The organism is Burkholderia sp. USMB20 (assembly GCF_000949135.2).
Lineage (GTDB): Bacteria > Pseudomonadota > Gammaproteobacteria > Burkholderiales > Burkholderiaceae > Burkholderia.
This window is the reverse complement of the sequence record NZ_JTAN02000006.1, coordinates 56,349-68,880: the sequence shown is the minus strand read 5'-3', so window position 1 is coordinate 68,880 and position 12,532 is coordinate 56,349. Positions and strand designations below refer to the sequence as shown.

The 12,532-nt window shown below is 68.2% G+C and carries 7 protein-coding genes; 3 read left to right on the top strand and 4 right to left on the bottom strand.

Features of this window, described 5'->3' with window-relative positions:
• Positions 1 to 99: 99 nt before the first annotated feature.
• Positions 100 to 1,923, top strand: a complete 1,824-nt coding sequence (locus PL79_RS10240; RefSeq protein WP_044848781.1) for a phospholipase D-like domain-containing protein — start codon at positions 100 to 102, stop codon at positions 1,921 to 1,923.
• A gap of 138 nt (positions 1,924 to 2,061) precedes the next feature.
• Here the strand turns inward: PL79_RS10240 and PL79_RS10235 are convergent, their stop codons facing one another.
• From PL79_RS10235 to PL79_RS10225, 3 genes are all read right to left on the bottom strand, one after another.
• Positions 2,062 to 2,736, bottom strand: a complete 675-nt coding sequence (locus tag PL79_RS10235; RefSeq protein WP_044848780.1) for a TetR family transcriptional regulator — start codon at positions 2,734 to 2,736, stop codon at positions 2,062 to 2,064.
• Between the two features lie 115 nt (positions 2,737 to 2,851).
• Complete coding sequence (locus tag PL79_RS10230; protein WP_044848779.1) at positions 2,852 to 4,120, bottom strand: NAD(P)/FAD-dependent oxidoreductase; 1,269 nt, start codon at positions 4,118 to 4,120, stop codon at positions 2,852 to 2,854.
• Positions 4,121 to 4,255: 135 nt separating this feature from the next.
• A complete protein-coding gene (locus PL79_RS10225) occupies positions 4,256 to 5,836 on the bottom strand; it encodes an amino acid permease (RefSeq protein ID WP_044848778.1) in 1,581 nt (526 codons plus the stop codon).
• A 642-nt stretch (positions 5,837 to 6,478) separates the two neighbouring features.
• Here PL79_RS10225 and amaB point away from each other — a divergent pair.
• A complete protein-coding gene (gene amaB, locus PL79_RS10220) occupies positions 6,479 to 7,990 on the top strand; it encodes an L-piperidine-6-carboxylate dehydrogenase (RefSeq protein ID WP_044848776.1) in 1,512 nt (503 codons plus the stop codon).
• Positions 7,991 to 8,132: 142 nt separating this feature from the next.
• Here the strand turns inward: amaB and PL79_RS10215 are convergent, their stop codons facing one another.
• On the bottom strand, positions 8,133 to 10,592 hold the full coding sequence (locus PL79_RS10215) for a DUF3772 domain-containing protein (RefSeq protein ID WP_044848775.1): 2,460 nt from the start codon (positions 10,590 to 10,592) through the stop codon (positions 8,133 to 8,135).
• 422 nt (positions 10,593 to 11,014) lie between these two features.
• Here PL79_RS10215 and PL79_RS10210 point away from each other — a divergent pair, with 422 nt between their 5' ends.
• The gene (locus PL79_RS10210; protein WP_044848774.1) at positions 11,015 to 12,433 is read left to right on the top strand and encodes an MFS transporter; all 1,419 of its coding nucleotides are present in this window, start codon (positions 11,015 to 11,017) and stop codon (positions 12,431 to 12,433) included.
• Positions 12,434 to 12,532 lie beyond the last annotated feature (99 nt).

Genomic DNA, 12,532 nt, shown 5'->3' with positions numbered 1-12,532 from the left:
CGCCGACATACAAGGTTCATCGAACGGTCATCGCACGGGAAGATGCGCGTTCGACACTGACTCATTCCTTTCGACCGGCCGCCGCGGCAGGAGCAAAGAATGACCGTCAGCGTACGCAGCTATCTTTCCCCGACCCTGGTTCTCCTCGCTTTCGACTGGCCCGACGCGGCCTCGCGCACCGACTTCCTCGGCTTCGCGATCCGGCGCACGCCGGGCTTCTGGTCGGCCGACGGCAAGACGCGCGCGCCGAACAGCTGGCTGCCGAACCGGCTCACGTTCGACGGCCCGGCCGCCGGCACGCAGGGCGACGCGCCGACCGACCAGGCACCGATCCAGAAATTCATGTGGTGGGACGCGCGCATCGATCCGCAGGATCGCGATGCGTCGTTCCGCTATGACGTCTATCCGGTCGTCGGCACGCCGGAGAACCTGAAGGTGCTCGATGCGCAGGCCGGCGTGTGCGATGTCGTGCTGCCCGCGCACATCGTGGACGGCGTCGGCACGTGGTTCAATCGCGCGGTGGTCAGTTCGCAGGCGTTCGCGAAGCAGGTCGCGGCGCTGGGTCTTGCGCCGAATGCGGTGCCGAGCGCGGACCAGGCGTTGAAGCTGCGCACGTGGCTCGCGAACGACATGGAACAGGTGTTCGCGGAGATGCTCGACCCCGCGTCGCGCGCGGTCTCGGCCGTCTATCACCTGACGGACACGCTGTGGGCGTTGCCCGCATTCGAGGCGTTCGGACGGCAGCACGGCGAAGCGTCGCTCGCGATCGTCTACGACGCGCACGTGACCGCCCGCAAGGGCAAGCCGCCGCTGCCGTCGCCGAACCAGCCGGCCGTCGACGCGCTGCAGGGCCTCGCGACGCGCGCGCCGCGCGACAGGACGCACATCATGCACGACAAGTTCATCGTGACCGACGCACCGGCGAACGGGACGACTGCGCCGACGCCCGCGCGCGTGCTGACCGGTTCCGCGAACTTCACGACCGAAGGGCTGACGGAGCAGGCGAACGTGCTGCACGCATTCGATTCGCCGGCGCTCGCGGCGCTGTACAACGCGCGTGCGCAGGCGCTGGCCGCGAATCCGCCGATCGCGGAGACGGCGAGGTTGTCGCCGGGCTGGTCCGAGCCGCTGACGATCGGCAGCGCGCAGGTGCGCGTCGCGTTTTCGCCGGAGCCGGCGGGGCAGCGCACCGAGATCGATACGATCGTCGCCGCGATCGCGGCCGCGCAGCATTCGGTGTCGTTCTGCCTGTTCATGCCGACCGACGCGGCGCTGCGCGACGCATGCTTTGCCGCCGGCGACCGCGGCCTGATGATGTTCGGCCTGGTGAACCGCATCAACGCCGGCAGCGCGACGCAGGCCGATGCCGCGCAGCACGACGGCCGGCCGCTCGATGCGGCGACGCTCGCGAATCTCGAGCTTTACCATCGCCGGCGCGATCATCGCGACGTGATCGACGCCGCGTATTTTTCACCGGCGACGGTGCCGCAGGGTTTCGAGCCGGAACTGCGCCTCTTTCCGGGCGAGCCGGCGCCGGCCTATCCGCCGGTCGTGATCCACCACAAGTTCATCGTGATCGATGCGGAAGGCGCGAACCCGATCGTCTACACGGGCTCGGCGAACATGAGCCGCAATTCCGAGCAGTACAACGACGAGAACCTGCTGGAGATTCGCGACGCGCGGATCGCCGCGATCTATCTCGCCGAATTCCTGCGGCTCTACGAGCACTATCGCGCACGGGCGCTGTCGATCGAGTCGCAACGGCAGGGCGCCGATGCGCACCGGCACCTCGCGCTCGCGCCGGATTCGAGCTGGGCGAAGAAGTATTACGTGGCGGGCAGCCCGGAAGAGAAGGCGCGGATCGCATTGGCGTCGGCGCCGACGGACTGGCACGAGGCGGACGTTCGGCCTGAGGCGGCCTGAGCGGCGCGAGCGGCTTGAAGGGACCCGCCGCGTGAATCCGGCTCATGCCGGTTGCACGCGTCGTAGGGCCAGTCGGGAAGGGCCGGGCGGCGGGTTCGGCGCTCGCCGCCGGCCTTCGGATGAAACCGCGCGGTGCGCTTACGCGGCGACGTAGCGCAGCACGGAATCGGCGATCGTCTCGCGATGCCGCGCGCGCAGCCGCGGTGCCGACGGATCGCGGCCGAACGCGGCGCCGAACGTATAGCGGTTCGACACGCGGTGAAAGCAGAACGAGCTGATCAGCAGGTGCAGGTCGAACGCGTCGATGTCCTTGCGGAACGCGCCGCTCGCCGCGCCGCGCTCGAGCAGTTCCTCGAGCGTCTTGATGATGCTGACGTTGCGGTTCTTGAACGACTTCAGCTGTTCGAGATACTTCGCGCCGTGGATGTTCTCGATCGACACGAGGCGGACGAAGTCGCGATGCTTGTCGTGATAGTCGAACGTGAATTCGACGAGCCGGCGCATGCCTTCGCGCGGCTCCATGTCGCCGACGTGCAGTTCCTGCTCGAGCGCGCGGATGTCGCCGTACACCTTCTCCAGCACGGCCTCGTACAGGCCTTCCTTGCTTTCGAAGTAGTAGTAGAGCATCCGCTTCGTCGTGTTGGTACGCTCGGCGATCGCGTCGACGCGCGCGCCGGCGAGGCCCATCGCGGAAAACTCCTGCGTGGCGACGTCGAGGATGTTGCGCTTGGTTTGCTCGGGATCGTATTTGCGCCGCGCATCGGTCGCAAGCGCGCGGCTTTCGGACGTGGCGGCCTTGCTTCCAGCTTTCATGTGACTTTGTTGTGGGTTCGCGGCGGCATGAAGAAATCATTCTAGCATGCGGGAAATCGCCGCCCGGCCGACCTTCTGCTCTAATCGGCCGCGCGGTTTCGGCGGCCGTCGCCGCTCAGCGCCGGCACGACGCGAGCGCGTCGCGGGCCTGGTACGCGGTGTACGTGAGCTGCGCGGCCGCGAGGCCGGCGAGACCGAACGTGCGCGTCAGCCCGAACGCGGCGAAGCCTTCCGGCACCGGCCGCTCCCCGGCCAGCGCGGCGGCGAGCGCTTCGCCGGCGACGGTGGTGGGCGCCATCCCGTGACCGCCGAATGCGATCGCGTGCCACACGCCGTCCGCATCGCGGCCGATCTGCGGCATCTTGTGCCGCGCGTAGCTCATCAGCCCGCCCCATGCGTACTCGACCTTCACGCCGTCGAGTTGCGGATACACGCGCAGCAGGTCGCGTCGCAGCAGCCGCGCGATCGCGTCGGGGCCGCGGTCGAGCACCGAGATCCGGCCGCCCCACAGAATCCGCGTGTCCTTCAGCGGCCGGTAGTAGTCGAACGCGAAACGCGTGTCGTAGATCGCGTAAGGTGCGTCGATCGCGTCCGGCAGCCGCGTGCCGAGCGGCTCGGTCGCGATCACGTAGGTCGCGATCGGCAGCACCGCGCGCTCGATGCGCGGCGACACGCCGCGCGCGTAGCCGCCGCCGGCGAACACGACGTCCTTCGCGCGCACCGTGCCCTGCGCCGTGCGCACGACGTAGCCGGCGCCCTCGCGCGCGATGCCGAGCGCGGCCGAGCGTTCGTACACGCGTGCGCCGCCGCGCGAGGCGGCCGCCGCGACGCCGAGCACGTACTTGAGCGGATGGAAGTGGAACGCGTTCGGCTCGAACAGGCCGCCGTAATAGCGCTGCGTCTTCAGCCGCGCGCGCAGCGCGTCGGTCGCGACCGGTTCCCAGTCGACGTCGAATTCCTGCTTCATCAGCGTGCGCACGCCGTCGAGCCGCGACGGATCGTCGAACCAGTTGGCGAGCATCACGCCCTCGTCGACGATGTCGCAGTCGATGCCGTAGCGGGCAATCCGCGCGCGGATCAGGTCGACCGCATCGACGGTGAGCCGGTACAGGCGGCGGCCTTCGTCGCGGCCGAGCGTGCGCAGCAGGTCCGCGTTGTCGAGGCTGTAGCCGCCGAACACGAAGCCGCCGTTGCGGCCGGACGCGCCGAAGCCGACCCGTTCGCCGTCGAGCACGACGACATCCCGCACGCCGCGCTCGACGAGGCCGAGCGCCGTGCACAGGCCGGCGAGGCCGCCGCCGACGATACAGACCTGCGTGTCGATCGTGCCGGTCAGTTGCGGGTAGGGCTGGCGGGTAACGGTGGCTTCGTAGAAGTTCTGCATGCGTTTTCGATGACTCGTGACGACGGAAAAACGGACGGCGCGCGTCGATCTTGCCTGAACGCGCGCGCCGCGTCGAATGGGGTGTTCAGCGCACCGGCCGCCGCGGTCGGGCGGCGGCCGGTGCGCGACCGGGCATCACGCGCCCGGCGTCGGGTTGGCCGGAGCGGCGACGTAGGCCGGATAGCCGGCGTCGGTCTTGACCGTGGCGTCGGGCGCCGCGTTGCGCTCGATCCACGGCGCGATCTCCATGTCCTCGTAGCGGACGAGGCGGCATTTGCGCACCAGCGCATAGCCGAGCCAGATCGCGAGGAAGAACGGCAGGCCGATGTAGGTCGCGGCGATGCCGGCCCAGTCGATCCTGTCGGCGAGGAACGCCTGGTAGTCCTGGCCGAGCGCGACGATCGCGCACAGCGCGAACGCGAACAGCGGGCCGAACGGGAACCACTTCGACCGGTACGGCAGCTGGTCGAGCCGGTAGCCCTGCTTCAGGAAGCCCTTGCGGAACCGGTAGTGGCTGACCGCGATGCCGAGCCACGTGATGAAGCCGGCCATGCCCGACGTGTTCAGCAGCCACAGGTAGACGGTTTTATCGCCATACAGCGACGTGAGGAAGCACAGCGCGCCGACGGCAGTCGTCGCGTACAGCGCGTTGCGCGGCACGCCGCCCGGCGACAGCTTCGCGAACAGCTTCGGCGCGCGGCCCTCGACCGCGAGGTTGTAGAGCATCCGCGTCGACGCGTACATGCCCGAGTTGCCGGCCGACAGCACGGCCGTCAGGATCACCGCGTTCATCACGCCGGCCGCGAACGCGAGGCCCGCGTGGCGGAATACGAGCGTGAACGGGCTCACGCCGACGTCGGTCACGTCGCTCTTCAGCAGGCTCGGGTCGGTGTACGGAATCAGCACGCCGATCACGAAGATCGCGAACACGTAGAACAGCAGGATGCGCCAGAAGATCTGGCTGACCGCGCGCGGGATCGTCGTGCGCGGATTTTCCGATTCGCCGGCCGCGACGCCGATCATTTCGGTGCCCTGGAACGAGAAGCCCGCGATCATCGCGACGCCGAGCATCGTGGCCCAGCCGCCCGCGAACGGCGCGTCGCCGATCGTGAAGTTGCCCCAGCCCGCGCTCGGGCCGCCCTGCATGATCCCGAAGATCATCAGCAGGCCGACGCCGACGAACGCGAGCACCGTCAGCACCTTGATCAGCGCGAACCAGTATTCGGCTTCGCCGAAGCCGCGCACCGACAGCGCGTTGAGCGCGAAGATCAACGTGAGGAAGATCGCGCTCCACCAGACGCCCGGCACGTGCGGGAACCAGTAGTGCATCACGAGCTGCGCGGCGACGAGTTCCACCGCGAGCGTCACGGCCCAGCTGTACCAGTAGTTCCAGCCGAGTGCGAAGCCGAAGCCTTCGTCGACGAATTTCGCGCCGTAGGTCGCGAACGAGCCCGACACCGGCATGAACGCGGCCATTTCGCCGAGGCTCGTCATCAGGAAATAGACCATCAGGCCGATCAGCATGTACGCGACCAGCGCGCCGCCGGGGCCGGCCTGCGAGATCGACGCGCCGGACGCGACGAACAGGCCGGTGCCGATCGAGCCGCCGATCGCGATCATCCGCAGATGGCGCGCCTGCAGGCTGCGGTGGAGGGACGGCTGCGCGGGCGGCGAGCCGGACGGACGGGGCGAGTCGGGGCGGGCATCTGAATGCATGGCGGGTGCTGGGCGCTGTCTCCGGGATTGTTTTTTGGTTACGAAGGGCGGCGCGTTGCCGGCCGCCGGCCGGGCGGCGGCACTGCTTCGCGGGGCTGGTCCGGATCGACCGGGACCGCCGGGCCGCGACGCGTGTTGCCTTCGTCTGTCGTCGGCCGCCCGTTGGGCGGCCGTCGGCGCGCCGGGTGCGGTGCACCTCGACGCCGCCCCGATTGTGGGTGCCGGCCGCAAGCGCGGCAAACGATATTTCCGCACAGGGTGATGCAACTTTGTCATCAACTTGCCGCACATCGAAACCGCCGCGGCGGCCCGGTCATCGGCCTTGGATACGTCCCATGCCGGTGCCGAAACGGGCGGATTCGTCCCGCTGGGTTGTTGCGTTTTGGGAATGAAGTCGTGAGTTAATATCAATAGCGGCCGAACTTGTGGCCATCGACAATGTGTCTCATGGATCGTGCCTCGCGAGGCGGGGGCGCGCCGCCCGGCCGGGTTTCCGGCGGCGGCGCCGCGCGATGCGCCGTGCGGCGCACCGGGCCTGCCGAGCTGCGCATCCGCTTGCACAGGGCGCGCGAACGCGCTCCAATCGAATCACGCGGGCGGCGTCGCCGCCGCACCGATCAATCTGTCCCTGAAGAGGAAGTGATGCAATTCAACGACATTCTTGCTGCGCTCGACATCGATCTCGCCCAGTGGAAAGGCAATGCGCTGACCGCGCGTTCGCCGCTCGACGGCGCGACGCTCGCGACGCTGGCGGTCGACTCGCCCGCCGACGCCGAGCGCAAGATCGACGCCGCGCACGACGCATTCCTCAAGTGGCGCACGGTGCCGGCGCCGGTGCGCGGCGAGCTCGTGCGCGTGTTCGGCAACGTGCTGCGCGAGCACAAGGCCGAGCTCGGCCGCCTCGTCACGCTCGAGGCCGGCAAGATCACGTCCGAAGGCCTTGGCGAAGTGCAGGAAATGATCGACATCTGCGATTTCGCGGTCGGCCTGTCGCGCCAGCTTTACGGCCTGACGATCGCGTCCGAGCGCCCGGGCCACCGGATGATGGAAACGTGGCACCCGATCGGCGTGTGTGGCGTGATCTCGGCGTTCAACTTCCCGGTCGCGGTGTGGGCGTGGAATGCGGCGCTCGCATTCGTATGCGGCGATTCGGTCGTGTGGAAGCCGTCCGAGAAGACGCCGCTCACGGCAATCGCGTGCCACGTGCTGCTCCAGAAGGCGATCCGCGAATTCGACAAGACGCATCCGGGTGTCGCGCCGGCAGAGCTGAGCCAGCTGGTGCTCGGCATGCGCGATGTCGGCGAGGTGCTGACGGCGTCGAAGAAGGTGCCGGTCGTCAGCGCGACGGGCAGCGTGCGGATGGGCCAGGAAGTCGCGAAGGTGCTGAGCCAGCGTCTCGCGCGCGGCATCCTCGAGCTCGGCGGCAACAACGGGATGATCGTCGCGCCGAGCGCGGATCTGGATCTCGTCGTGCGTGCAGTTACGTTCGCGGCGGTCGGCACGGCCGGCCAGCGCTGCACGACGCTGCGCCGCCTGATCGTGCATCGCAGCCTGGTCGAGCAATTGCTGCCGCGCATCGAGAAGGCCTACGCGTCGGTGAAGGTCGGCAACCCGCTTGAAGAAGGCACGCTGGTCGGCCCGCTGGTCGATCGCGCGTCGTTCGATGCGATGCAGAAGGCGCTGGGCGACGCACGCGAGCAGGGCGGCGAGGTGAAGGGCGGCGAGCGCGTCGACGTCGGTCACGCGGATGCGTACTACGTGCGCCCGGCCATCGTGCGGATGCCGAAGCAGTCGGCCGTGGTCGAGCGCGAGACGTTCGCGCCGATCCTGTACGTGATGGTGTACGACAATTTCGACGATGCGATCGAACTGCACAACGCGGTGCCGCAAGGCCTGTCGTCGGCGATCTTCACGAACGACATGCGCGAGGCCGAGCAGTTCATGTCGGCAGCGGGCAGCGACTGCGGGATCGTCAACGTGAACATCGGCACGAGCGGCGCGGAGATCGGTGGTGCGTTCGGCGGCGAAAAGGAAACGGGCGGCGGCCGCGAGTCGGGTTCGGATGCGTGGAAGGCGTATATGCGCCGGGCGACGAACACGATCAACTACAGCCGTCAGTTGCCGCTGGCGCAGGGTGTGAAGTTCGACGTCTGACGGAGCGCGTCCGGGAGGGCGCCGCGACGGTCGAATCGATCGAATGACAAGGGCCGGTTGCCGCGAAAGCGGTAACCGGCCCTTGTCGCTTGCGGCGATGCGTGCGCGCCGATGCCCGATCGGCGCATGCCCGCTCGATCGCTTACTCGTGCGGGGCGGAAGCGTCGCTTGCCGGCATGTTCTGCACGACCAGCATCTGCGGCGTCGACAGCGTGATCTGCGCCGCCCGCAACTGCTTGAGGATCTCGAACAGCAGGTCGCTCTTCGTCGAGCTGGCGATCCGCGGGCTCGCCACGTAGCCCGTGACGCTCAGCGTGATCCCGTCCGGCGCGAGCTGGCTGAACGTGACCGACGGCGCCGGCTTGTCGAGAATCGCCGGGTGCTCGCGATACGCGTCGAGCAGCAGGTCGCGCACCTGCTCGGGGTCGGTGTTCAGCGGGAACGTGAGCATCAGCGTCGCGACGCCCTGCGTGCTGTTGCCCATCGTCACGTTGCGCACGTTCTGCGAGATCAGCTGCGAGTTCGGCACGATGACGGTCGAGCGGTCGCTGAGCTGGATCTCGGTCGCGCGCACGTTGATGCGGCGGATGTCGCCTTCGACGCCCGCGATGCTGACCATGTCGCCCACCTTCACCGGCCGCTCGGTCAGCAGGATCAGCCCCGACACGAAGTTCTTCACGATCTCCTGCAGGCCGAAACCGATACCGACCGACAGCGCGCTGACGATCCACGCGAGGTTGCTCCACCTGACGCCGAGCAGCCCCAGCGTCATCAGCACGAGCAGCACGTAGCCGACGTTGGTGAACAGCGTGATCAGCGACACGCGCATCCCCGCGTCCATGCCGAGTGCCGGCATGAACTCGCCGTCAAGCCAGCGGCGCACCGAGCGCAGCAGGTAGAAGCCGATCGCGAACCCGATCACCGCGTTGAGGATCCGGTCGGGCATGATGTTCAGGCTCTGCAGCCGCTGGCCGCCGATCATCGCGACCGCGCTGTCGAGCAAGTCGCTCGGCGTCGTGCCGAAGCCGCCCGTCAGCAGCGCGATCGCCGCGATCAGCATCAGCAGGCTCGTGCCGAGGCCGGACACGACGGTGTGGGCCTGGTCGAGATGCCGGTCGTCGAGCGCGAACAGGTGCTTGATCTGCTTGCCGGTCGACAGGTTCGCGGAGAACAGGCTTTCGCTGGCGTCGCGCGTCAGCTGCGTCAGAATGTAGACGCTGCACACCACGATCTCGAACCAGACGAGCTCGTACGTGATGAAGCGCGCGACCGTGATGTAGCCGATCAGCAGCGCGACCAGCGACACGACGATCGCCAGCGTGACGCCGGCGTGAATCAGCCCGGCGAGCGTCGAGCGTTCCTCGGGCGCCTCGCCGGATGCCGCCAGCGCGGTGCGGACGCGATTCGCGCGCAGGATCGACGCGCCGACGGTCAGCGCGACGACGAGCGAGACGATGCCGCGGCCGAACAGCGTGACGGACAGGCTGGTATCGACGATCCGGTTGATCGACTCGAGCGTGCCGGACATCAGCAGCAGCGCGGCCAGCACGCCGGGGAACGGCTTCATCGCGAGCGCGACGGGATCGGCGAGCGCCGGCAGCCGCCATGACGGATGCTTCGTGCAGAGCAGCGCGCGGCCGAGGCCGGCGATCAGCGCGCAGGTCACGGCGAGCTTCGCGAACTGGTCCCACAGATCGGTCATCGAAGACGTGAGCTCGGAGTGGCGGGCGAGCGCGAGATAGAGGATCTGTACGGCGACCGCGGTCGCGAGCAGTGTCGAGAACGCCGTCGCCAGCGCCAGCGCGCTGCGGCGCAGCCGGGTGGGCGGCAGGCGGTTCAGGCAGAACCACGCGAGCCCGCGTTCGACGACGCGGCGGCCGCCGAGCCACGCAGCGAGCGCGGCGATCAGCAGCAGCGTGGTGATGGCGCGCTGGCCGGGTGTCCAGGACGAGCGCAGCATGTCGCGCAGTTCGTCGTTGAAGTCCTCGAGCCGCTGGACGTCGTCCGGCGACAGGTGGAACAGCGGCAGCCAGAACTGCGCACCGAAGATGCTGCCCGAACGGAACGCGAGCTGGTTCTTCAGCAGGCTGCGGTGCAGTTTCGCAAACTGGTCGTTCAGGTTCGCGAGGTTGGTCTTCTGGTCGGCGGCCTGTTTCAGCGCCGCGTCGATCTGCGCCTTGCGCGCGTTCAGCGTCTCCCGCTGCTGTTCGACGGCAGGCGTTTCGGGCGATGCGCCCGGGGCCGGCGGCGGGCCGAGCACGTCAAGCTGCGCCTGGACTTGCGTGCGCTGCGGCGCGAGCTGGCTCTGCAGCTTGTCGACGTCGGCGCTCAGTTCCTGGGTCGCGTCGCCGAGCTCGTCGAGCTCCTTGCTGTTGGTCGCGTTCGATGTCTGCTGCTTGATGCGGTCCTGTTGCACCTGCATCTGCTTGAGCCGCGCAACCGCGTCGTTCAGCGAAATGGTCGGCACGGGGACGCCGACGCCGCTCGCGCCCGGTGCGGACGCAGCCGTCGGAAACGCCGACGCGGTCGCGATCGCCGCGAACTGCAGCAGTGCGAACAGCGCGATCCGGCGTGCGTACGTGGAGAGTCGTTGTATGAACATGGAATGCTTACGTTTTGCCGACAATGTCGGGTGCCGAAAGGCGCCCGGAAGCCGGGAGTTGGCCCGGTAGCATGTTACCGGGGCGTGGCGGCGGCGGCGCTGCCGATTGCGCACGTTGCCTGTCGTGTCTCGCGGTGCCGGCGCGGGCGCGCGACGGCCCGGCAGCCCCTTGCAGACGGGCCCGTGCCGGTTTCGGATGCGCGCGAGTGGCAGACGATCGCGATGCCTTCGAACCTTACGGATTCGACAGACAGTTACGCAAGTTACACATGGTCCGGCGCGAAAGTGGGGTGTCCGAACCGGTTCGCCACGCGACGCGGCGCGCGCGGCGTGCCGGTACAATGCGACGAATCGCCCGACGGCGGCCGGGCCGATCGGCCGCCGGACAACAACACACGACACGATCAGGAGACACGACCCAGATGGTCTCAACGGACAGCTTTCCCCAGGCAGCCACCTCGTCCTCTTCCATCGACGCCGGCTCGATTTCAGCCCGCCTCGACCGCCTGCCGCCGACCCGCAGCGTCTGGAAGCTCGTCGTGCTGCTGAGCCTTGGCTTCTTCTTCGAACTCTACGATCTGCTGTACAGCGGCTACGTCGCGCCGGGCCTCGTGAAAAGCGGGATCCTGTCCGCGACGACGCACGGCCTGTTCGGCACCACGGGCGTCGCGAGCTTCATCGCCGCGCTGTTCTCCGGCCTCTTCATCGGCACGATCGCATGCGGCTTCCTCGCGGACCGCTTCGGCCGCCGCGCGATCTTCACGTGGTCGCTGCTGTGGTACACGGCCGCCAACGTCGTGATGGCGTTCCAGGACACGGCAGGCGGGCTGAACTTCTGGCGCTTCGTCGTCGGTCTCGGCCTCGGCGTCGAGATGGTGACGATCGGCACGTACATCTCCGAACTCGTGCCGAAGCAGATCCGCGGCCGCGCGTTCGCGTGCGAGCAGGCGGTCGGGTTCGTCGCGGTGCCGGTGGTCGCATTCCTCGCGTATCTGCTCGTGCCCCATGCACCGTTCGGCCTCGACGGCTGGCGCTGGGTCGTGCTGATCGGCGCGCACGGCGCGCTGTTCGTGTGGTGGATTCGCCGCGCGCTGCCGGAGAGCCCGCGCTGGCTTGCGCAGCAGGGCCGCGTCGACGAAGCCGATCGCATCATGCGCGCGCTCGAGGCGAAGGTCGAAGCCGAATACGGCCGGCCGCTGCCGCCGCCCGCGCCGGCCGAGCCGGTGCCGCCGCGCGGCAGCTTCCGCGACATGTGGGTGCCGCCGTATCGCAGCCGCACGATCATGATGACGATCTTCAACGTGTTCCAGACGGTCGGCTTCTACGGCTTCGCGAACTGGGTGCCGACGCTGCTGATCAAGCAGGGCATCACGATCACGTCGAGTCTCATGTATTCGAGCGTGATCGCGCTCGCGGCGCCGCTCGGCCCGCTGATCGGCCTCGTGATCGCCGACCGCTTCGAGCGCAAGTCGGTGATCGTCGCGATGGCGGCGGCGATCGTCGTCTGCGGGCTGTTGTTCAGCCAGACGACGGTGGGCGCGTTCCTGATCGTGCTCGGCATCGGCCTCACGCTCGCGAGCAACATCATGTCGTACAGCTTCCACGCGTATCAGGCCGAGCTGTTCCCGACGTCGATCCGCGCGCGCGCGGTGGGCTTCGTCTACTCGTGGAGCCGCTTCTCGGCGATCTTCTCGTCGTTCGTGATCGCGGCCGTGCTGAAGGGTTTCGGCACGTTCGGCGTGTTCGCGTTCATCGCCGGCGCGATGGTGATCGTGATGGCCGCGATCGGGTTCATGGGGCCGCGCACCAAGGGCATCGCGCTCGAAACCATTTCGAAGTAGACGGGGGTTGCGCGCTCGCGTGTCGTATGCAGCATGCGAGTGAATTTCCGGGCGTTTCGGTTTTGTATTGCCGGACACGTCCGGCGAAGCAACCTGCCA

Coding starts and splice junctions, on each gene's coding strand:
- PL79_RS10240 (WP_044848781.1), top strand. CDS start 100: ATGACCGTCAGCGTACGCAGCTATCTTTCCCCGACCCTGGTTCTCCTC.
- PL79_RS10235 (WP_044848780.1), bottom strand. CDS start 2,736: ATGAAAGCTGGAAGCAAGGCCGCCACGTCCGAAAGCCGCGCGCTTGCG.
- PL79_RS10230 (WP_044848779.1), bottom strand. CDS start 4,120: ATGCAGAACTTCTACGAAGCCACCGTTACCCGCCAGCCCTACCCGCAA.
- PL79_RS10225 (WP_044848778.1), bottom strand. CDS start 5,836: ATGCATTCAGATGCCCGCCCCGACTCGCCCCGTCCGTCCGGCTCGCCG.
- amaB (WP_044848776.1), top strand. CDS start 6,479: ATGCAATTCAACGACATTCTTGCTGCGCTCGACATCGATCTCGCCCAG.
- PL79_RS10215 (WP_044848775.1), bottom strand. CDS start 10,592: ATGTTCATACAACGACTCTCCACGTACGCACGCCGGATCGCGCTGTTC.
- PL79_RS10210 (WP_044848774.1), top strand. CDS start 11,015: ATGGTCTCAACGGACAGCTTTCCCCAGGCAGCCACCTCGTCCTCTTCC.